Below are 20,299 nucleotides of genomic sequence, written 5' to 3'. Positions count from 1 at the left end.
ATGCTTTCAGCGCTCCTTGGCGAGGGCCGGGACGAAGCGGGACGCGTCGATCGTGCCGACGCCGGTCGCCATGTCGTAGCCCTTCGCCGCGGTATAGCCGGTGACTCCCGCGTAGCTGTTGTTCGTGCCGTCCTTCGCATCCACGATCCCGGTGGACGGGTTCCGCGAGGACTTCTCGAACAGCGAGTACAGCGCCTGGTGGATGTCACCCAGCCGGTGTCCGGCGACCTGGTCGGCCAGGGCCACGATGCCCGCGAAGAGCGGGCTGGCCGCGCTGGTGCCGACATAGACGTCCCAGCCGACCCGCTTCGGGTCGTAGCTGGAGTACACCCATGCGCCGCCGTTCATCGCGGCGGACATGGAAACGTCGGGGGTGCCGCGGTGGTCGCCGACCGCCTTCTCGACCCCCTTCTGGTACGAGGGACGGGAGAAGACGTGGGACGGGCCGCCGCCGCTCGCGCCCTCGTCGTTGTAGACACTGTCCGGCGCGATGCGGTCGCCCTTGGCGTCCAAGTGCAGCTGAGTGCCGCCGACCGAGACGGCCAGCGGATCTGAGGACGGCCAGGAGTTGGCCCGGTACGGGTAGTCGACCTTGCTGTTCGCGGTGGGGCTGGTGGCACCGTCGTCGCCGGAGGCGGCGAGAACGGTCACACCGTGCTTGGCCGCGGCCTTGAAGGCGTACCGCAGGTTCTGAATGCTGGAGTAGTCACCGTTGCGGAAGCCGGGGAAGGTGTTCTCCGTCGCGCCGAAACTCTGGCTGATCACATCGCCCACACCGCGGTCGATGAGCGACTTCTCGGCGTCCATCATCTCTCGCAGGCCGGTGGTGCCGACCCCGCTCTGGTTGACCCCGGTCTCCACCAGGACGATGCGCGCGTCCGGGGCGACGGCATGTGCCATCTCCACGTCAAGGGTGCTCTCCCCGGCCCAGAAGTTGTGGTCCCCGTTCGCGGGGTCGAAGGGCGGGACGTTACCCCACTTGACAACGTCGACGTGGGTGCTCTTCATGCCGAACCGGGCGCTGTAGACATCCAGGTCATGCTGGATTGTCGGTGAGCCGAAGGAATCAACGAGCACGATCGTGCGCCCCTTGCCGGTGACTCCCGCCTGGTGCAGTGGGTTCAGGTTGTACGCCCGCTGGTACTGGGTCGGGGTGTAGCAGGAGATCCGCCACTTCGCCTGGCACTGCTCGGTGGTCAGCACGCTGTTGACGGTGCTCCTCGGTTGCTGCCCGGCTGCTGCCGGCCCGGCTTTGACTCCTTGCACCGAATGCCCGGAGGCAGCGACCGCCAAATCGGACAAAACGGGTGATATTAGTGCGGCATTGGTGAGGGTAGTGACCCCGGCCACTGCGACCCCGATGCGGCGCCGCGCACGAACTCCGCGCATGATTAATCCCCTTGCAAGGTGAGACCCCCACTCGACAATTGCGGCAATCCCACCCGGAGACCCTTCGCAGAGCAAGCACTTGCCCCTGTGCGACTTCTCACCGATGTGTCACTTGTCACTGTTGTCCGACTCGGGATCGTGTGGCCATGCCGAGCGCGCAAAGTACGACCTGGTCCGGCCAACGCCAACAGTGAGTCGACGCGTTCCGGCGGGAGGGCGTACGCGTATTCCGCGCAGCGTGAGCGTGCCACGGTCCTTCTCGGGTGAGTGGCAGTCAGACCGCCTCGGGACGAACCCGCTTCAGCCGGCCGCAGGACCACGCGGTGCAGAACGGCGCCGTGATCAACTGCCGTCCCTGGAAGGCGGTCACGAGAACGCGCCGGTCCACCACGTCATTGGAGCCAACGTGCTTCCGGCGGATCCGCTGAAGAGGCCGCAAGTGCTTCCGCCATGCCCTCGCGTGTCTTGGCTGCGCTTGTACGCCGGCGCCCGGCCACATACTGCCGGCAGAACTCGAACCATCGCGACGACGGCTCCGCGTCCGATGCTTCCGCTGCTTCGGCCGCCGCCCGTACCCGGACTCAGGATCCTGCCGGGGTCACCCTTTCTGAGGTGCCCAAAGACCCCGTCACCAGCGGAAGCGCTGTGGCACGCAACTCCAGTGGCCCGGCAGTGAGCATCGAGGCCTACAACTCGCAGTGACACCGCGGGCTTCCGGGAACCGTCGTTCGGTCGGGCGGCGAGCGGTGAGGCGACCACTCACTCCCCCACGCTTGTTGGTGAACAGCCGCCGTTCCTCCCCAGCACCGGACGTATCCGAGGTGCTGCCGGAGGATGGCAACCAACTGGGGCGCCACCGGTGCGAGCGGACCTCTTCGGCCGGCCGCGGAAGTGTTGACCGTGGTGCGCTCAGCCTCCGGGGCTGCGGGCAGCGCGCGGTTTCCGGCAGTGCGGGTGGCGGCCTTCGGGGTGGCGGCACGTGCCGTCGTCGAGCTTCGCGTCCCTACTCGGTGTCACGAGTCGCAGCGGAGTGTCGATGTCCCGGCGATGGCGGTGTCAAGGCGGCATCAAGCGCGCGTAAAGATTGCCGGGGGCAGGCAATGTGGGGTCACCCGGTCGCATGGCACTATGCAGGCGGGGAGATCGCCGAGTGGAAGCGGGGCCCTGATGAACTGGTTTGTGGGTCTCGGTGTCGCGGGACTGGTCCTGCTGGTGCTCTCGCTGATCTTCGACGGGATCCTGGAAGGCCTGTTCGGCGGGGTGCTGGACGGGTTGTTCGACGGGCTGCTGTCGCTGCCGGTCATCGCGGGATTCGTGTCCATGCTCGGCTTCGGCGGGGCGATCGCGCTCGGCACCACCGGTCTGGGGGTCACGGGGGCGACGGCGGTCGGCGTGGTGGCGGGTGTCGTCACGGGCTGGTTGACGTGGAAACTCAGCCGCGTCCTGATGCGGGAGCAGGGCGCTGCCGCTCCACGGGGCGGCGATCTGGTCGGCAGTTCCGGTTCCGTGGTGACCGCCATTCCGGTCGAGGGGTACGGCGAGGTGATGGTGTATCTCGCCGGGCAGCCGCTGAAGCTGGCCGCGAAGTGTTCGGTGCCGGTGGCGCGGGGTGCCGAGGTCTGGGTGGAGTCGGTACTGTCCGCGACCTCGGTCGCGGTCCGGCCGGTCGAAGGCTGACCGGCGGCGCTGCCCGCGCCGCACCGGAGCGGCGCGCCGCGCCACGAGGCCGCACGCCCGCCCCTTCGTCTTCCCTTCGCTTCGTTCCACTTCCTTCCGCTTCCTTCTGCTTCCTTCCGCGTCCGTTCCTGATCCGTTCCAATTCGCCGTCCCCCGGGGAGGGCTGAGGGGATTCCACACATGAGCCCTGTACTGATTGCCGTGATAGGAGTCGTCGTACTCCTGGTTCTGCTGGCCCTCGTGGTCGTCACCCGCTACAAGGTCGCGGGTCCCAGCGAGGCGTTCATCGTGACCGGACGGCGCGGCAAGAAGTCCACCGACCCCGAGACCGGCCGTGTCTCCATCGACAACAGCGGCCAGAAGGTCGTGGTCGGCGGCGGTGTCTTCGTCGTGCCCTTCGTCCAGCAGAAGTTCAGCCTCGACCTGTCCAGCCGGCACATCCCGGTGGCCGTCCGGGGCGCGGTCACGCTGCGCGGGGTGAAGGCCAATCTGGAGGGCGTCGCCATCGTCAAGGTCGGCGGCACCGAGGACTCGATCCGCGCCGCGGCCCAGCGTTTCCTCCAGCAGCAGGACGGCATCGTCGGATTCACCCAGGAGGTGCTGTCCGGCGCGCTGCGCTCCATCGTCGGGCGGATGTCCGTCGAGGACATCATCCGGGACCGGGCCGCTTTCGCCGGACAGGTCGCGGAGGAGGCCGAGGCCAGCCTGTCCGGGCAGGGGCTGGTGCTGGACGCCTTCCAGATCCAGGACATCACCACCGAGGGCTCCTACCTGGAGGACCTCGGCCGGCCCGAGGCGGCGCGCGCCAAGCAGGAGGCCGACATCGCCGAGGCCGTCGCCCGCCGCGCTTCCGAGCAGGCCCGCCTCAAGGCGGAGGAAGAGATCGCGATCGCCCAGCGCACCTACGCCCTGAAGCAGGCCGAGATCAAGGCCGAGACGGACGAGGCCGCCGCCCGCGCCAACGCCGCCGGCCCGCTCGCCGAGGCCGCCCGGCGGCAGGAGGTCCTGCAGGAGCAGGAGAAGGTCGCCGTCCGGCAGGCCGCGCTGACCGACCGCGAACTGGACACCCAGGTCCGCAAGCCCGCCGACGCCGACCGTTACCGGGCCGAGCAGGAGGCGGAGGCCCACCGCATCGCGCTGGTCAAGGAGGCCGAGGCGACCGCCGAGCGGGCACGGCTCACCGGTGAGGGCGAGAAGGCCCACCGTGCGGCGCTCGCCGAGGCCGTCCGGATCGAGGGTGACGCCGAAGCGGCCGCCATCGCCGCGAAGGGCGCGGCGGAGGCCGACGCCATGCACAAGAAGGCCGACGCCTTCGAACGGTACGGCGACGCGGCGGTGCTCCAGATGCTGGTCGAGGTGCTGCCGCAGGTCGTCGGCAAGGCGGCCGAGCCGCTGTCGGCCGTGGACAAGCTGACCGTCATCTCCACGGACGGCGCGGGCCAGCTTCCGCGCACGGTCGCCAACAACGTCGCCCAGGGCATGGAACTCCTCAGCTCCACCACGGGCGTCGACCTCGCCCAGCTCCTCCAGGGCCTGGCCGGACGCGGCACGACGAAGACCCCGGCGCAGGTCGAAGCGTCGGCTCCGGCATCGGCCGAACCGGCCCCCGGCAAGATCGACATCACCGAATAGAGCACAGCACGGGGACCCCGCCGACCACGGAGCCCGGACGCCCGAGTGGCGTCCGGGCTCCGCTCTTGCGCTTGACCTGCGGGGCAAAGGTGAGCAGCATGCGCTTGTGATCAGGCGTCGTACCGCGAAGGCACAGGGCCGTCATGGCAGTTGAACCACGGCACGAGGCGCGTCCGCTGCGTGTGCGTCTGCGCGGCTACCTCCTCGCCGTGCCGATCCTCGCCGGGGCGGCGGTCGTGGCTCACTGGTGGGTGCCTGAATCGTGGTCGGCGAGCACAGAGACCGCGCTCTTCCTACTCGCGGCATCCGTGCTCTTCGGCGAGGTCCGCGCCCGGCGGTTCCGTCGTGTCCGCCGTATGCCCGATTGAGCGGAAGTCGGCGGGCGGCAAGAGTGTGTGTCCAGCACGTCCAGGGGTGGTCGGTCGCTGTACGGGGCAGTCGCGGCCGTGCGTCGGATGTCTCATACGCGGGACATTGTGCTGCGCGCTGGGGGGCCTGTACGTTCCCCGCATGATCAGAATTGCAGTGATCGTATTCATTGGAGCTCTCGCCATTTTCTCCGGCGTCTCGGCGTTGGCTGTGTCGCCCTGGTGGTGGGTGGCCGCCGTGTTGTGCGCGGGGATAGCCGGGGTCGGCACTTATGATTTGCTTCAGAAACGCCATTCCGTTCTGCGCAACTATCCGGTGCTGGGGCACATCCGTTTCATGCTGGAGTCGATTCGGCCGGAGTTGCAGCAGTATTTCATTGAGCGCAATACCGATGGACGTCCCTACGACCGTGATGTGCGCAGTCTTGTCTACCAACGTGCCAAGGGGACTGAAGCGGAGATCGCGTTCGGCACCGAGCGGAACGTCTACGCCGAAGGCTACGAATACTTCGAATCGTCGATGAGGCCGCGCCCGGTGCCGGCGGAGCAGCCCCGGGTCCGGATCGGTGGCCCGGACTGCACCAAGCCGTACGACATGGCCTTGCTCAACGTCTCGGCCATGAGCTTCGGTTCGCTGTCCGCCAATGCCATCCTCGCCCTGAACCGGGGGGCCGCGCTCGGAGGCTTCGCTCACGACACCGGCGAGGGCGGTATGTCCGAATACCACCTGCGCCACGGTGGTGACCTGGTGTGGGAGATCGGCACCGCGTATTTCGGCTGCCGCACCCCCGACGGCGGTTTCGATCGCGCGCGGTTCGCCGAAAAGGCCGCTCGCGACAATGTGAAATGCGTTTCGCTGAAGCTGTCCCAGGGCGCCAAGCCCGGTATCGGAGGGGTGCTGCCCGGAGAGAAGGTCACCGCCGAGATAGCCCGGGTACGCGAGGTTCCCGAGGGGCAGACCGTCATATCGCCGCCCTACCACCAGGTCTTCGACACGCCCCGGGAACTGATCCGGTTCATCGCCGAAATGCGCGAGCTGTCCGGTGGCAAGCCGGTCGGCTTCAAACTGTGTGTGGGTTCCCGGCGGGAGTTCCTCGCGGTCTGCAAGGCCATGCTCGAAGAGGGCACCGCGCCGGACTTCATCATCGTCGACGGGGCGGAGGGCGGCACCGGAGCCGCACCGCTGGAGTTCGCCGACCATCTGGGCAGTCCGCTCACCGAGGGACTGATCACCGTCCACAACGCCCTGGTCGGCGCCGGCCTGCGGGACCGGATCAAGATCGGCGCCAGCGGCAAGGTGGCCACCGGAGCCGACATCGTCAAGCGCATGCTGCAAGGCGCCGACTTCACCAACGCGGCACGCGCCATGATGTTCGCCATCGGATGCATCCAGGCGCAGAGCTGCCACACCAACACCTGCCCCGCAGGCGTCGCCACACAGGACCCGCGCCGTGCGCGCGCGTTGGACGTCGACGACAAGTCGGCCCGCGTCCACCGCTTCCAGTCCGCCACGGTGAACAGCGCGCTGCAGATCATCGCCTCCCTGGGCGTGAGTGAACCCGCGGAACTGCGCCCGAACATGCTGCGCCGGCGCGTGGACCCGGTCACCGTCCGCTCCTACGGGGAGCTCTACGACTGGCTCACCCCTGGCCAGTTGCTGATCGAGCCGCCCGAGTCCTGGGCCGCGGACTGGAAGGCCGCGGATCCCGACCGCTTCGCAGTCTGACAGGCGGACGGGTGGACGGGTGGACGGGCTGTGTGATGATGCACGGATGATCACCCGTCCCGGGGTCAGGGCGGGTGCCGGAGAAGGGGGAGGCCGGCGTGGGCAAGGTCGAGGATTCCATACCGGACGAGGAGTGGGAGCGCTTCCTTCGGGAGGCGGAGGCCGGGACCAAGGGGGCGCCCGAGGAGCCGTCGGCGCGGGCGCGGATGGTGGCGCGGCGGCTGCGGGAGGAGGCCGGCCCGCCGCAGCCGTGGCGTAGTCACCAGCCGGCCCGGCGGCGAGGGGGCAAGGCCTGGTACGCGGTCGGTCTGCTGGTCGCGGCCGCCCTGCTGGTCGTGGCGCTGGACCCGGGGCGCGTGGCCGGATGGTTCGGGGGTGGGGGCGGAGACGGCGGGAGTGCGCCGCTCACCGCCGAGTCGCGGCGTCCGGAGCAGCCGCCGCCGACCGAACCCATGGCCCAACTGCCGACCATTTCACACCCGTTCCGGGGTTCGCCGGCGGTGCGGTGGGCCGACGGTACGGCGGGGATCGGCATGCCCGAGGCACGCGCCACCGGCTGGATGAGCAAGGCGCAGCTCGCGCGGGCGCTGGAGAAGAGCCGGGACTTCCTCGCCGCGTCCAGTCTGGATCCCGGTGTGCTGCGCGGGGAGCGGCCGGGGAAGGCGATCGCCTTGATCAATCCTCATCAGCGGGATGTCAAGGAATACCTGGCGAACGCGTTCCGCGCGCCCAGCCGGAAGAACGATCCTCTGCTGCTGTTCAGCCGGTTCGACACCGGCAAGGTCCGGCTCGTCGGGGACGTGGTCAAGGTGCGGGGACGGATCACGTACCGCGAAGGCGACCGGGGTGCGGTCGAGGTGACCACCGATGTCACGTACGTGTATCCGGTCGCACCCGCTGCGGCGGGGATCGACGAGGTCGCGCGCACCATCGTGCGCCGCGAGGTCGTGATGAGCTGGGACGACCCGGCGAAGGTCGTCGTCGATCCGGGTACGTTCTCCCTCATCTCCTACAAGGTGGACACCGGCAACAGCGACTGCGACACCTTCACCGGGTACTTCACGCCCAGGTTCAGCGCGGATCTTGCCACCTCGCCCCCGCGGAACGGCCCCGAGGTCGATCCGTACGACCGGAGCACGTCGATCGAGAAGCGCATGCGGGAGGGGTGCGGGACCGCTACCCGGTCGTGAGCGGGCCCCGGTCGTGAGCGGGCCCCGTCGCCCGCCCGCGGGCGGGTTCAGCCGGACTCCGTCGTGTCCTTGCCGCTGCCGTACGGGCGGGTGAGGATCTCCATCGCGTGGCCCACCGGGTCCTGGAAGTACAGGCCGCGGCCGCCGTCGCGGTGGTTGATGTGGCCGGGCTGCTCCATGTACGGGTCGGCGTAGTACGTCACGTGGGCCTGCTGGATCCGGTCGAACGCCTCGTCGAAGTCCTCGTCCGAGACGAGGAAGGCGTAGTGCTGGGCGGCGATCGGTCCTTCGGGGTCGGCCATGTAGTCGAGGGTGACGCCGTTGCCGGTGGCCACGGGAATGAACGGGCCGAAGGGTGCGCCGACCTCCAGGCCCAGGATGTCCGCGAGGAACTCGGCGGACTCCTGCTTGTTCCGGGCGTGGACGATGGTGTGGTTCAGCTCCACGTTCATGGTGTGCCTCCCTGCGGCACCTCGTCGGCGCCTCCGTGCCCCACCAAGCCGATGTCCGGCACGCGGTGCCGTAGTTCCGACCCTAGTCGGGGTGGTCCGTGGACGGTAGCCGGAACCGTACGGGCGCCCACGGGGGCGGGTGACAACGCGACGCCACCGGTCGTCACCCGCTGGGAAGTGTCACTGCCGCGGGGTCGGTGGCCGCGGAGTCAGTCGCCCCGCAGCTGCCGTAGTCCGCTCTCCAGCAGCGTGAATGCCTGTTCCGCGTCCGCCACCGCTCCCGCGTGGCGTGCGTCGGCGGGTTCTCCGTGGGCCAGGCGTGCCGCGTTGTCCTGGGCCAGCAGCCCCTGGACGGCGACGATCTGGGTGGCGGCCAGCCGCGCGGTGAGTTCGGGCGTGTCCGCCGTCTCCTGGAGTGCCTGGGCCAGTGCGCGTTCGGCGCCGGTGTGGAACTGATCCATCCGGGACACCAGCGAGGGCGCGTCCAGGATCATCCGGGTGAGGCGCAGGACCTGGGGATGGTCGTTGAGCCCGGTGATCGGGTCGCGTTCGTGCAGCCCCTTGAGGAAGTGCTCGCGCAGTGCGGTCAGGGGGGCGGTGCCGGGTGGGCGGGCCCGTACGACGCGGGCGGCTTCGGTCTCGTGGTCGGCGAGGCGATGCACCACGAGGTCTTCCTTGGTGGGGAAGTAGGCGAAGAGCGTGCGCTTCGACACCTCGGCCGCCTCGGCCACCTGAGCCACCGAGACCTGGTTGAAGCCGTGTTCGAGGAACAGCGCGATCGCCGCGTCGGAGATCGCCGCGCGGGTCCGCTGCTTCTTTCGTTCGCGTAGTCCTGGCCTGCCGTCCACGCCGCCATCGTAGCCGCCACTGCCCCAGGAGCATTTCTGCACCTGGTATACATTTAACCTGAGGGAAGAAATATTGACGGTGCGATGGAGGAGTACGAGTGATGGACGAGATCGAGATCGAGACCGAGACCGAGACCGAGATCGAGACCGAGATCGAGATCGAGACCGAGGTCGCCGTCGTGGGCGCCGGTCCGACCGGGCTGATGCTGGCGTGCGAACTGGCGGCGGCCGGGGTCGGGACCCTGGTCCTGGAGAAGCTGCCCAAGCGTGTCGAGCAGCTCAAGGGCGGCGGGATCCAGCCCCGTACCGCCGAGTTGCTGGAGTCGCGCGGGCTGCTGGAGCCGTTGCTGCGGCGGGCCGCGTCCCGTGAGCCGGTCGGCGGGCACTTCGCGACCCTGCCCGTTCCCCTGGACTGCACCCCCTGGCGGACCAGGCACCCCTTCCCGATCGCGGTACCTCAGTGGGAGATCGAGGAGGTACTGGAGGAGCGCGCGCTCGCCGCCGGCGCGCGGGTTCGGCGCGGGGCGGCCGTCTCGGGGGTCGAGCCGTGCGACGACGGTGTGGTGGTGACGGCGAACGGCCCGCGGGTGCGGGCACGCTACCTGGTGGCGTGCGACGGCGGGCACAGCACGGTGCGGAAACTGCTGGGGCTGCCGTTCCCCGGAAGGCCCGGCACCCACCAGGCGGTGCTGGCCGACATCCGCCTGTCGGCCGTGTCGTCGCTGGTGCCGCGGCAGATCGGGCACATGAGCGCCCTCACCCGCCACGCGGGGGGTTACTGGGCCATGCTGGTCCCTCTCGGCGGCGACCGGTACGGGCTCACCTTCGGCCGCGCGGGCCAGGCGGACGACGGCGCGGACGCCGACCGCGACACCCCCGTCACCCACGAGGCGATCGCCGCCGCGCTCCAGGCCGTGTACGGGCAGGAGACCGTCCTCGCCGCCGTGGAGAACTCCTCGCGGTTCAGCGACGCCACCCGCCAACTGGAGCAGTATCGGTCGGGGCGCGTCCTGTTCGCGGGCGACGCCGCGCACATCCACCCACCGCTGGGCGGGCAGGGCCTCAACCTCGGCATCCAGGACGCGTTCAACCTCGGCTGGAAACTGGCCGCGACCGTCCAGGGCCGGGCGCCGAGCGGCCTCCTGGACAGTTACCACACCGAACGGCATCCCGTCGGAGCCCAGGTCCTGCACCACACGTCGGCGCAGCGCGTCCTGGCGGATCCGAACCCGAGCGAGGACGTGGCCGCGCTGCGTGACATCCTCGTCGACCTGCTGCGCCTGCCCGACACCAATCGCCACCTCGCGGGGCTGATGTCCGGCCTCTCGCTGCGCTATCCGCTGCCCGGCGATCATCCGCTCACGGGGCGGCGCGTGCCGGACGCCGATCTGGTCACCGGGGCCGGCCCCGCCCGGCTGTCGGCGCTGTTCGCGTCCGGGCACGCCGTCGTGCTGGACCTGGCCGGGGCCCTCCCGGCCGGTCTCCCCCTCCCGCCGCGGGTCGATCTCGTCCGCGCCACCTGCCCCGACGACCTCGGCGCCGCCGTCCTGCTCATCCGTCCCGACGGCTACGTCTGCTGGGCCGCGGACACCTCCGCCGGCCACGGCGACGCACTGGGCGATGCGCTGCTCGCCGCCATCAGCGGGAGCCTGGCGAAGCTGCCCTGAGCGACCTCACGTCGGGCTCGGGCCGCCCCCGCCTCGCCGTGGACGTGACCGGTCAGAGGAGGCCCAGGTCGCCGAGTTCCTTGTGCAGGTCGGCGCGTGGGTTGTCGGCCCGTACCGGCAGGTCGCCGCGGGTCGTCGTCCCGGTTCCGCCGTCGGGGCGGCGGCCCGTGCCGGTGGGCCGTGGGCGCCGGTCCCGGAACAGCCAGGCGCCGACCAGGCCGCCGATCAGGCCTCCGAGGTGTCCCAGCCAGCTCACACCCGGTGTCCCGGGCACGGCGACGGTGAGCATGTAGGCGAAGGAGCCCGCCATGACGATGCCGATCAGCGTGTCGATCAGGTGCCGGTCGAAGAGGCCGCGGACCACGACGTAGCCGAAGTAGCCGAAGATCAGGCCACTGGCGCCCACGGTCTCCACTCCGCCTCGTTCGAAGAACCAGACGGTGAGTCCGCTGGTCACCGCGACGAGCAGGCTCAGTCCGAGGAAGCGGACCACGCCTCGGTAGGCGGCGAGGAAGCCGAAGATGAACAGCGGGCCGGAGTTGCTTTCGATGTGCGCCCAACTCCAGTGCAGGAACGGCGCGGTGAGGATGTCAGGCAGCGTGCCGAGGTCTCCGGACGTCACCCCGAACTGCCGGGAGAGGGCGTAGCCGCCGGTGTAGTTGGCCAGTTGCACCAGCCAGAGGGCCACGAGGAACGCGAACATCGTGAAGAACGCCTTCCGCGCCTCCGCGATCATCTGCTCGGCACCGAGCGGTCCGCCGCCGGTCCCGCCCTGATCCGACCTGCCCATGGCACGCCTCCTCCCCCTGCGGATCCGTCTCCGCGCCACCACTGGCTTCCAGTATTCCCGGCGTCGGGCGTGCGGAGGGAGGGGGGGACAGGTACGTGCCATGAGGCTCACGGCGGGCGGTCGGCGCAGGAGGCGATGGCGGGTCGGCGCAGGAGGAGGCGGGCGGGTCAGCGGAGGAGGCGGCGGGCGGGTCAGCGGAGGAGGCGGCGGGCGGGTCAGCGGAGGAGGCGGCGGGCGGGTCAGCGCAGCGGGTCGAACGGGGCCAGTTGCGCCGGGAGTTCGCCGGTGGTGATCGTTTCGGCGAGGAGGCGTCCGGTGGCCGGGCCGAGGGTGATGCCCCACATGCCGTGGCCGCCCGCGGCGAAGACGCGGGGGGAGCGGGTGGCGCCGATCAGGGGCAGGCCGTCGGTGGTGCACGGGCGGGAGCCGACCCACTCGTCCCGGCGGGCGTCCAGGTCGGCGCCGCGCAACAGCGGGCGGGCGGCCTCGGCGATGGCGTGGACGCGGCGGGCGTCCAGGGGCGCCTCCGGCTTGCGGAACTCCATCATCCCGGCGACACGCAGGCGGTCGCCGAGCGGTGTGCAGGCGACGCGCTGGGCGGGGAAGTAGACGGGCCCGGACGGGACGTGCTCGACCGGGACGCTGAAGCTGTATCCGCGGCCGGCCTGCACGAGGGAGCGCACGCCGAACTCCCGGGCGAGGCGCCCGAGCCAGGCGCCCGTGGCCAGGACCACCGCGTCGAAGCGCGCGGCGTCCCCTCCGCCGACGACGACCGTGACTCCGGCCGCCGTGTCCCGTACCCCGGTGACCTCCGTGCCTTCGTGGATCACCCCGCCGCGGGCACGGACCGCGTCGGCGAGGGCGTGCACGTAGTGGCCCGGGTCGATGTAGCGCTGGCCGTGCAGCCGGATCGCCGCGCCGATCTCGTCCGACAGGGACGGCTCCACCCCTCGGGCCTCGTTCCCGTCGAGGACGTCGAACTCCATTGTCTGGCCGGCGGAGTGGATCTGTTCGAGCTCCTCCAGCAGGACCTCGCGCTCGGTGGCCGTGCGGTAGGCGGCGATGAAGGACTTGGCCTCGAGCGTCCGTGCCTCGACACCGCCCTCGGCCAGCAGGTCGAAGCTCGGCAGCGCCAGGCTGTTGATGGGGACGAGCGCACGCATCGACCGCAGCCACTGGGCCACGGTGCTGTTGCGGGCGAACCCGGCCAGGAACCTGAGCAGCTTCGGGTCGGCGCTGGGCGGGACGTAGACCGGGGAGGACGGGCTGAGTACCGCGCGCACCCCGTAGGTGAGGACCGCCGGCTCGGGCAGCGGCGTCGCGAGGCCGGGGGTGAGCCATCCGGCGTTGCCCCAGGACGACCCGGCGGCCACCCCCTGGCGGTCGTACACGGTGACGTCGACACCCCGCTCCTGGAGGAACCAGGCGGTGGACAGTCCGACCATGCCCGCGCCGACGACGGCGACACGGCTGGGGGCGGAGGGTGCGGGCGAGGGAGGGCGGACGGCCATGCGGGACCTCTTCGTGCGGGGGCGGGTCGTACGGGAGCGGTTCGTAAGGGGTCGTGTCCGGGCTGGTGACGCCTTCGGATGCCTCCGATGGTGAGGCCGGCCGGCTCGGTTGTCTTTGTGCCAGGCGCACAATGAGCGCGACAGGGATGATGCGATGGGCACTATCGGCGTGGGACACAATGGGACTCATGAGCAGTCCCCGACGCCGCGCTGCGGGGTGCCGGCCGTGATCACCGTGACCGACCTCGTGGAGTCCCTGGGGCCCGGGCTTCTGCGTACGGTCGTGCCGGCCGGGAACGCCGAGGTGCACGACGTGGCCCTGGCCGAACCCGGTGACACCGCGGGCCGGCCGGGCGAACTCGTTCTCGGGGTGGGCGTGACGGAGCGGGCCGGAGCCCTCGACCTGCTGGAGCGGGCCGCCGGGGCAGGGGCCGCGGGCCTCGTGCTCAAACGGCCCGCCGCGCGCGACCCGCAGGTGGCCCGCGCGGCCCGGAGGTCGGCGGGCCCCGCCGTGGTCGAACTGCAACCGCACACCTCGTGGGCGCACGTCGTCTGGCTGCTGCGCGGTGTCATCGACCGGGCCTCCGCGCCCGCCACAGGCGCCCTGGGCACCCCCGGCCCGCACAGCGACCTGTTCGCACTGGCCGACGCGGCGGCCGAGATCATCGACGCGCCCGTGACGGTGGAGGACGCGCAGTCCCGTGTCCTCGCCTACTCCGCTCGCCAGGACACCACCGACCCCGCACGGGTCTCCACCATCGTGGGGCGGCGTGTTCCCGCGGAGACCCTGACGCATTTCCGGGCCAGTGGCGTCTTCCGCCGGCTGGCACGCTCCAGCGACCCCATCTGGACCCCCGCCGGTCCCGACGGCATCCTGCCCAGGCTGGTCGTCCCCGTGCGGGCCGGCGGCGAGTGGCTCGGGTCGATCTGGGCCGTGGTCAAGTCGCCGGTTCCGCCGGAACGCGTCCGTGAGCTCGGCGACGTGGCCTCGGTCCTGGCCCTGCACCTGCTGCGGCTGCGCGCCGAGGCCGGCATCGCACGGCGGGTGTCGGCCGGGCAACTACGGGTCGCGCTGCGTGAAGGCGCCCTCCCGGACCGGGCTCCGGGAGCGGCCGCCGCACTGCCGGCCGGTCCCTGGCGGGTCGTGGCCTTCGGGTCGTCGCCCGGCGGCGCTGAGGGCGTACGCAGACAGCTCGACCTGTGGGAATCGGTCGCCCATCGGTTCGGCTGGCACCAGCCGCTGCTCGCGGACCTCGACGGGCTGCTGTTCGGCGTGGTCAGCGAGCCGGGGCGGGACGGCCGGCGGGGCGCCCCCGGTGTCCGGGCCGACGCCGGCACCGTCGACTGGCTCCGGCACGTGCTCACCGAGACACGCGCGCACGATCCCGGCCTGTACGCCGTGGCGGGGTGCCCCGCCCGCTCCCCCGACGAGCTGCCGCGTTCCATGGCGGAAGCGGCCGAACTCCACCGGCTGACCGACGCCGGCCGGCTCCTCCTCACCCGCGGGACGGGGCTCGTCCTGATGGAGGACGCCTGGGACGCCGTCGTCGTGGAGCGCGCCAAGGCCGCCGTCGGGCCCGACACCTGGCAGCTCGGCGGGCCGCTCGCCGCCCTGCGCGCGCACGACGAGGAACACGGCACGCCGTACCTCACCACCCTCGCAGCCTGGCTCGACCACTTCGGCGACCCGCAGAGCGCCGCACGGCACCTCCGGGTCCACCCGAACACACTGCGCTACCGGCTGCGCAAGCTCGAGGAGGCGGTCCCGCTCGACCTCTCCTCACCCCGCCTGCGGCTGGCCCTGCGGCTCCAGCTCATGGCGATGGACGAGACCCCTTCGGAGAGCGAGCCGCCGCGTCCCTGACCAGTCCGGATCTTCACCGGCGGCCCGGTTCGTGGTCCGGGGGTGGGGAACACGGGGGAGGTCTTCGGCCGGAGCGGTCGTCGGGTGCGTGTCGTCGCCGGTTGTGCGGTCGGGGCGGTGACACGTCGTCGCCGGTCCGGGCCGTCCGGCGACCCGCGGAGGGACCCGATGTGCCGTCTGTTCGGACTCAGCAGTGCGCCGCGGCGCACCCGTGCCACCTTCTGGCTGCTGGACGCCCCCGACAGCCTCAGCCGGCAGAGTCATCGCGATCCGGACGGCACGGGGCTCGGTTGCTTCGCCGCGGACGGGACCCCGCGGGTCGACAAGGCGCCGATCGCCGCCTACCGGGACCGGGCGTTCGCCGAGGAGGCACGGCAGGTGGAGTCCGCCACCTTCCTCGCTCATGTGCGGTTCGCCTCGACCGGCAGTCTGGACGCCCGCAACACCCACCCATTCGAGCAGGAAGGGCGGCTGTTCGCGCACAACGGGGTCATCGAGGGCCTCGACGCGCTCGACGACCACCTGGGCGAGGACCGGTCACTGGTCAGGGGCGATACCGACTCGGAGCGGTTCTTCGCCCTCGTCACCTGGGAGACCCGCGAGCACGGCGGCGACGTCACCGCCGGTATCGCGCAGGCCGCGCGCTGGATCGCCGAGCACCTGCCGGTCTACGCCCTCAACCTGGTCCTCGTCACCCCCGGCGAACTGTGGGCGCTGCGGTACCCGGACACCCACGAGCTGTACGTCCTCCAGCGCCCGGCGGGCGGCCTGCACGGCACCCGGCACCTCGACAACAGCGGGAGTAACGGGCGGATGCGTGTCCACTCCAAGGCCCTGACCGGGCATCCGGCCGTCGTGGTGGCCAGTGAACGCATGGACGACAACCCGGGCTGGCGGCCGCTGGAGGCGGGCGAACTGCTCCATGTGGACTCCGGCCTGCACACGGCCGGCCGGCTCGTCCTGCCCGAGCCGCCGGCCCACCCCCTCACCCTCGACGACCTGCGGCCCGACGCCGCCGCCTCGCAGAAGGCCGCGTAGGTCCGTCTCGGGGGTGTGCTCTAGGACGCGCCCCGCGCCTCCACGAGCCGGCGCTGCACGTCCAGGACCAGAGTCCGGAGGCGTCCGGGCCGTACGCCCTCGTGGTCCATCCACGCGTCGAGGCGCGGGCGCAGGTGCCGCACCATCCACAGCCCCTCGCGGCGGAGCACCGAGCGACTGACGGAGATCGCCTCCTGCACCTCCCGCCTCAGGTCGTCGGTCCAGCCCTGCGCGCGGTCCGACTCCTCCAGCGGAGCCCTGAGAGCGGCGACCGCTTCATCGAGGACCACGAGCAAGGTGGGTTCGGGTCCCGTCCTGGTCACATCGGCTTCCTTCGGTGTCCGGTGGTGTCCGGGCGTGGCGGGGCCCGGGAGTCGTATCCAGCTCCCGGGCCCCTGGGGATGCCACCCAGTTGCGCACGCCGGTGGTGCTCATGAGTGCGGATCAGTCGTCAGGCCGTCGTGTTCTTCCTTTGAACTACCGCACCGCGTGAGAGGTGCAGGCGAGAGTCGAACTCGCATCCGGCGGCGGTCGTCCGCACTCGGTCGTCCGGCGATCGGTGGCGAATGCTGAAGCTGGAGCGAGAGTCTGAGATTGATCACGGTTTCCCGGAGGAGACCGGCTGATTCAGGCTGAGCCTCAGTTTCAGCTTGCGCCCATGGCGCGGAACCGGTCCTCAGTCCGGCCCGCGCCTGTCGCGCACCCCCGCGCTCGCACGCGGGGGCGATCAGGGGGCTGCCTCGGTCCGGCCTCAGCCGAACAGGTAGCCGAACACCGCGTCGCCGACCCGCTGGTCGGTGATCTCGGTGCCGTTGGCCTCCTCGCGTGCGAACTTCACCGCCTGCTGGAGCTTTTCCACCCGGTCCAGCAGTTCGTTCACCCGCCGCGCGGGGAGGGCTCCGGAGAACTTCACCGTCGTCCAGTAGCCGATCGGCACGTCCTCGTAGTACACCTCGACCTGGGCCGGGTGCTTCTCGGTCGCCTCCGCCTTGACGTGGTTGCGCGGGACCTTCTTCGTACGGATCGTGCGGACCGGGTCCGTCTTCCACCAGTCCGTCGACGGGTCCAGCGACCAGGACTCGGCGGCGTCCAGGACGGGGAGCTTCTTGACGAAGGAGTGCAGTTCCGTGAGCTGCTTCTCCAGGAACAACAGGTAGGAGACCGGGACTTCGGCAAGGACCGTCCGGCCGTCGACCGTGACGTCCGCGTGGGCCGTACGGTTGGCCCAGTCCTTGGTCGCGGTCACGTCGAACAGGCGCGTGAGCGACCCGGACATCTCGCGCAGGATCTCCTCCGCCTTGACCTGCACCCGCGTCGACTCGGGCGGCAGCTGCTCGCCCTCCTCGTCCTTCGGCTGGTACGTGCGCGAGATGCCGGCGAGCAGCGCGGGCTTCTGCACCTTCTGGTGAGCCGCGTTGACGTCCTGGAGCGACTTGCTCTTGACGCCCTTCTCCACGGCGATGATCTGGTTGAGCCTGGTCACGTCTCTCCCCCTTCGAGCACCAGCAACATAGCCCGACAGGGGTTCAAAGTTCGCGCGCTTTTTCGTCCGCCGCGCGGGGCCGGGCCACCGGCCGGAGTGCCGCGCGTCACACGCCGTCATCTCACCCGCGGGCGTGACCTGCCACACACCGCCGACGGACGGACCGCCCAACTCCACACATATTTCTCGCACTTGCGGCTATTCGTACAGGCGTCCTGTTTGGGACGCTTATCTAGCCCTATGGCTTTCCATGCCTTCACCCCTTTCACTCGGGATCGTCCGGCATACGCCACTTCGCACCACAGGAGGCCACAACGGATATGTCCCATTCGCCCGAGATGCCAGAACTCCCCATCGTTCCCACCACGGTGACCGCCGCCGAGGTCGTCCCCGGCGATCTGCTCGCCCTCTCGTCGGAGGATGCCGAGCAGCAGCGGTGGTGTGTCGTGACGCACACCCTGCCCGAGTCGCCGGAGACGATCCGGGTGACGTTGCGGCCGCCGCTCGGCGGCGTGGACCGCGACGAGGTCCTGACGCGCCGGCAGCGGGTCGTCGTCGCCGGCCCGCGGATGGATGTCGCGGCCGTCCCGGCCGTCTCGTCGCCCCGGCTGGACGATGCCGTCTTCCGGGACGGGGACGCGGTGACCCGGCTGCGGTCCGTCGACCCGCGGGGCGTCGAGGAGACGTACCGGCGCCGGTGGGGGATCTGGCACCGGGACCTCGACACCCGGACCTCGCGGACCGCCACCGACGACGAGGTGCGCGAGTGGGCCGCCGGCGCCGATCAGGAGGGCTACGTCGTACGGCACCACCCGCGGCCGGAGCGCGAGCCCTCGGCGGCCGGGCCGCGACGCGTCGTCGTGACCGGGCTCGGGGCCGTCACCCCGCTCGGCGTGGGCGCGGGCGAGTTGTGGCAGGGGCTGCTCGAAGGGCGGCACGGCATAAGGGAGTTGGAGGGGGAGGAGTTCGCGGAGCTGCCCGTGCGGGTGGCCGGCGTCGTGCCCGTGGACCCCGCCACGCTGCTGCCCAGGGCCGCCGCGCGGCGGATGAACCGGGCCGCGCAGTTCGCGGTGCTCGCGGCCCGGGAGGCGTGGGCCGACGCCGGGTTCACGGACGGCGGGACCAGGGAGAGCGGGCTCGATCCGGAGCGGGTCGGCGTCAGCCTCGGGGCCATCCTCGGCGACGCCTCCGTCCTCGTCGGCGGGGACCGCAGGCTGCGGGAGAAGGGCCCCCGGGGCGTGTCCCCTCTCACCACCCCCATGACCGTGCCCTCGCAGGCCGCCTCGCAGGTCTCGCTCGACCTGCACATCACCGGTGAGGCGCGGACCGTGACCAGCGCGTGCGCCTCCGGTACGGAGGCGATAGGCGAGGCGGTGGACCGCATACGGTACGGGCGGGTCGACGTCGCCCTGGCCGGCGGGGCAGAGGCCGTCGTCACGCCCGCCATCATGGCGTCGTTCGCCGCCATGCGCGCGCTGTCCGGCCTCGGTCTCGAGGACGGTCTCTCGCCCTCGCGGCCGTTCGCGACGGACCGTGCCGGGTTCGTCAACGGGGAGGGTGCCGGGCTGCTCGTCCTGGAGGCCGAGGAGCACGCGCGGGCCCGTGGCGCCCGGATCTACTGCGAGGCCGCCGGGTGGGGACTGTCCGCCGACGCGCACCACATGGCCGCGCCCGACCCGAGCGGGAACGGGGTCGCCCTCGCGCTGCGGCGGGCGGTGCGGGACGCGGGCGGGTACGTCGTCGACGTCGTCCACGTCAACGCGCACGCCACGGCCACCGGGGAGGGCGACCTCGCCGAGGCCGGTGCCCTGCGGGCCGTGCTCGGTCTGCCCGGCGTGCCCGTGACCGCCCTCAAGGGACACCTCGGGCATCTCCAAGGGGCCGCCGGCGGTGTCGAGGCCGTCGCGGCGGCGCTGACGCTGCACCACGGGGTCGTACCGCCGACCGTGGGGTGCGCGGAGGTCGACGAGGAGATCGGGCTCGACGTGGTGAGGGGCGCCGCCCGCGCGCTGCCGCAGGACGGCGACCTGGTGCTCAGCAACTCCTTCGGCTTCGGAGGACACAACGCCGTGCTGGCGCTGCGCCGCGTCCACTGACCGAACCCGGGTGACGGCGGGACGGGGCCCGTGCGGCGGGAGTCCTGCAGGGCCCCTCTGACGGAAGCCGCGCGAGGACCGGCCGCCGCGGCGGCCGGTGCCGCACCGAGCGACCCGATGGCTACGGCTCCGGCCCGTCCTGCGCCCGCGATCGGCACGCGACGGCTGGTCGACTCAGCAACTGCGTAGCCTTCTTGGTGCGTCGATGGATGACCGCCAGTCGTACGGAGTACGCCAGGCAGGCGACGGCCAGGGCGGGCAGGACGACCACGGCCGGGTTCACCCAGCCCGGCACCAGGTCGTAACCCGCGTTGCACGGGTCGTGCAGCGGGAACAACTGCGTGTCGTTGAGATGCGCGCTGCGGTAGTCCTCGTCGTAGGTCTGACCGACGGCGTGGCACGCCTTTGCCGGGTCCAGCGACGTTCCGGCCAGAGCACCGACGAACCAGGCGGCCACGGTCCCCAGCAGGAGCAGCACAGCCGTCCCGGCGAACCAGCCGGCACTGCGCCGCCACCGCCCGCCGGCCGGCAACCGGCCCCAGAACCAGAGTGCCGGCCCGGCCAACAC

17 protein-coding genes are annotated in these 20,299 nt (G+C 71.3%); 9 read left to right on the top strand and 8 right to left on the bottom strand.

What is annotated here, in order from left to right:
* Positions 1–6: 6 nt before the first annotated feature.
* Complete coding sequence (locus ACF09J_RS11105; protein ID WP_392305091.1) at positions 7–1,389, bottom strand: S8 family serine peptidase; 1,383 nt, start codon at positions 1,387–1,389, stop codon at positions 7–9.
* 1,167 nt (positions 1,390–2,556) lie between these two features.
* Between ACF09J_RS11105 and ACF09J_RS11100 the strand changes: the two genes are divergently transcribed.
* From ACF09J_RS11100 to ACF09J_RS11080, 5 genes are all read left to right on the top strand, one after another.
* Entirely contained in the window at positions 2,557–3,066 is a 510-nt protein-coding gene (locus tag ACF09J_RS11100; protein ID WP_392305090.1) for a hypothetical protein, read from the top strand.
* A 180-nt stretch (positions 3,067–3,246) separates the two neighbouring features.
* Entirely contained in the window at positions 3,247–4,698 is a 1,452-nt protein-coding gene (locus ACF09J_RS11095; protein WP_392305089.1) for a flotillin family protein, read from the top strand.
* Positions 4,699–4,841: 143 nt separating this feature from the next.
* Positions 4,842–5,066: a hypothetical protein gene (locus ACF09J_RS11090; protein ID WP_392305088.1), complete on the top strand. Its 225-nt coding sequence runs from the start codon at positions 4,842–4,844 to the stop codon at positions 5,064–5,066.
* A gap of 142 nt (positions 5,067–5,208) precedes the next feature.
* On the top strand, positions 5,209–6,792 hold the full coding sequence (locus ACF09J_RS11085) for an FMN-binding glutamate synthase family protein (protein ID WP_392305087.1): 1,584 nt from the start codon (positions 5,209–5,211) through the stop codon (positions 6,790–6,792).
* Between the two features lie 98 nt (positions 6,793–6,890).
* Positions 6,891–7,982 (top strand): hypothetical protein, encoded by a 1,092-nt coding sequence (locus ACF09J_RS11080; RefSeq protein WP_392305086.1) that lies wholly within the window; start codon positions 6,891–6,893, stop codon positions 7,980–7,982.
* A gap of 47 nt (positions 7,983–8,029) precedes the next feature.
* On the opposite strand, the gene ACF09J_RS11075 is transcribed toward ACF09J_RS11080, so the two are convergent.
* On the bottom strand, positions 8,030–8,434 hold the full coding sequence (locus ACF09J_RS11075; RefSeq protein ID WP_392305085.1) for a VOC family protein: 405 nt from the start codon (positions 8,432–8,434) through the stop codon (positions 8,030–8,032).
* 209 nt (positions 8,435–8,643) lie between these two features.
* Positions 8,644–9,282 (bottom strand): TetR/AcrR family transcriptional regulator, encoded by a 639-nt coding sequence (locus ACF09J_RS11070; protein WP_392305084.1) that lies wholly within the window; start codon positions 9,280–9,282, stop codon positions 8,644–8,646.
* A gap of 101 nt (positions 9,283–9,383) precedes the next feature.
* Between ACF09J_RS11070 and ACF09J_RS11065 the strand changes: the two genes are divergently transcribed.
* Positions 9,384–10,949 carry an FAD-dependent monooxygenase gene (locus ACF09J_RS11065; protein ID WP_392305083.1) on the top strand — a complete coding sequence of 522 codons (1,566 nt, stop codon included), beginning with the start codon at positions 9,384–9,386 and terminating at the stop codon, positions 10,947–10,949.
* A 52-nt stretch (positions 10,950–11,001) separates the two neighbouring features.
* Here ACF09J_RS11065 and ACF09J_RS11060 read toward each other — a convergent pair whose 3' ends face one another.
* Positions 11,002–11,739, bottom strand: coding sequence for a rhomboid family intramembrane serine protease (locus ACF09J_RS11060; protein WP_392305082.1), 738 nt, complete (start codon positions 11,737–11,739; stop codon positions 11,002–11,004).
* A gap of 239 nt (positions 11,740–11,978) precedes the next feature.
* Positions 11,979–13,250, bottom strand: a complete 1,272-nt coding sequence (locus tag ACF09J_RS11055) for an NAD(P)/FAD-dependent oxidoreductase (RefSeq protein WP_392305081.1) — start codon at positions 13,248–13,250, stop codon at positions 11,979–11,981.
* 226 nt (positions 13,251–13,476) lie between these two features.
* On the opposite strand from ACF09J_RS11055, the gene ACF09J_RS11050 reads away from it, so the two are divergent.
* Positions 13,477–15,114 (top strand): PucR family transcriptional regulator, encoded by a 1,638-nt coding sequence (locus ACF09J_RS11050; RefSeq protein WP_392305080.1) that lies wholly within the window; start codon positions 13,477–13,479, stop codon positions 15,112–15,114.
* A 168-nt stretch (positions 15,115–15,282) separates the two neighbouring features.
* Complete coding sequence (locus ACF09J_RS11045) at positions 15,283–16,152, top strand: class II glutamine amidotransferase (protein WP_392305079.1); 870 nt, start codon at positions 15,283–15,285, stop codon at positions 16,150–16,152.
* 20 nt (positions 16,153–16,172) lie between these two features.
* Here the strand turns inward: ACF09J_RS11045 and ACF09J_RS11040 are convergent, their stop codons facing one another.
* Both ACF09J_RS11040 and ACF09J_RS11035 read right to left on the bottom strand, forming a co-directional pair.
* The gene (locus ACF09J_RS11040; protein ID WP_392305078.1) at positions 16,173–16,475 is read right to left on the bottom strand and encodes a hypothetical protein; all 303 of its coding nucleotides are present in this window, start codon (positions 16,473–16,475) and stop codon (positions 16,173–16,175) included.
* Positions 16,476–16,903: 428 nt separating this feature from the next.
* Positions 16,904–17,635 carry a hypothetical protein gene (locus ACF09J_RS11035; RefSeq protein WP_392305077.1) on the bottom strand — a complete coding sequence of 244 codons (732 nt, stop codon included), beginning with the start codon at positions 17,633–17,635 and terminating at the stop codon, positions 16,904–16,906.
* A gap of 338 nt (positions 17,636–17,973) precedes the next feature.
* Between ACF09J_RS11035 and ACF09J_RS11030 the strand changes: the two genes are divergently transcribed.
* Complete coding sequence (locus tag ACF09J_RS11030) at positions 17,974–19,731, top strand: beta-ketoacyl-[acyl-carrier-protein] synthase family protein (protein WP_392305076.1); 1,758 nt, start codon at positions 17,974–17,976, stop codon at positions 19,729–19,731.
* A gap of 121 nt (positions 19,732–19,852) precedes the next feature.
* Here ACF09J_RS11030 and ACF09J_RS11025 read toward each other — a convergent pair whose 3' ends face one another.
* Positions 19,853–20,299 carry a hypothetical protein gene (locus ACF09J_RS11025; RefSeq protein ID WP_392305075.1) on the bottom strand — a complete coding sequence of 149 codons (447 nt, stop codon included), beginning with the start codon at positions 20,297–20,299 and terminating at the stop codon, positions 19,853–19,855.

Origin of the sequence: Streptomyces sp. NPDC014889 (assembly GCF_043081205.1) — a bacterium.
Taxonomy (GTDB): domain Bacteria; phylum Actinomycetota; class Actinomycetes; order Streptomycetales; family Streptomycetaceae; genus Streptomyces.
Note: the sequence above shows the minus strand (reverse complement) of the source record. Positions and strands in the feature narration are given on the sequence as shown.

What these genes read in the sequence shown, in the direction of transcription:
- ACF09J_RS11105 (WP_392305091.1), bottom strand. Translation starts at nt 1,389, where the DNA reads ATGCGCGGAGTTCGTGCGCGGCGCCGCATCGGGGTCGCAGTGGCCGGG.
- ACF09J_RS11100 (WP_392305090.1), top strand. Translation starts at nt 2,557, where the DNA reads ATGAACTGGTTTGTGGGTCTCGGTGTCGCGGGACTGGTCCTGCTGGTG.
- ACF09J_RS11095 (WP_392305089.1), top strand. Translation starts at nt 3,247, where the DNA reads ATGAGCCCTGTACTGATTGCCGTGATAGGAGTCGTCGTACTCCTGGTT.
- ACF09J_RS11090 (WP_392305088.1), top strand. Translation starts at nt 4,842, where the DNA reads ATGGCAGTTGAACCACGGCACGAGGCGCGTCCGCTGCGTGTGCGTCTG.
- ACF09J_RS11085 (WP_392305087.1), top strand. Translation starts at nt 5,209, where the DNA reads ATGATCAGAATTGCAGTGATCGTATTCATTGGAGCTCTCGCCATTTTC.
- ACF09J_RS11075 (WP_392305085.1), bottom strand. Translation starts at nt 8,434, where the DNA reads ATGAACGTGGAGCTGAACCACACCATCGTCCACGCCCGGAACAAGCAG.
- ACF09J_RS11065 (WP_392305083.1), top strand. Translation starts at nt 9,384, where the DNA reads ATGGACGAGATCGAGATCGAGACCGAGACCGAGACCGAGATCGAGACC.
- ACF09J_RS11060 (WP_392305082.1), bottom strand. Translation starts at nt 11,739, where the DNA reads ATGGGCAGGTCGGATCAGGGCGGGACCGGCGGCGGACCGCTCGGTGCC.
- ACF09J_RS11055 (WP_392305081.1), bottom strand. Translation starts at nt 13,250, where the DNA reads ATGGCCGTCCGCCCTCCCTCGCCCGCACCCTCCGCCCCCAGCCGTGTC.
- ACF09J_RS11045 (WP_392305079.1), top strand. Translation starts at nt 15,283, where the DNA reads ATGTGCCGTCTGTTCGGACTCAGCAGTGCGCCGCGGCGCACCCGTGCC.
- ACF09J_RS11030 (WP_392305076.1), top strand. Translation starts at nt 17,974, where the DNA reads ATGCCAGAACTCCCCATCGTTCCCACCACGGTGACCGCCGCCGAGGTC.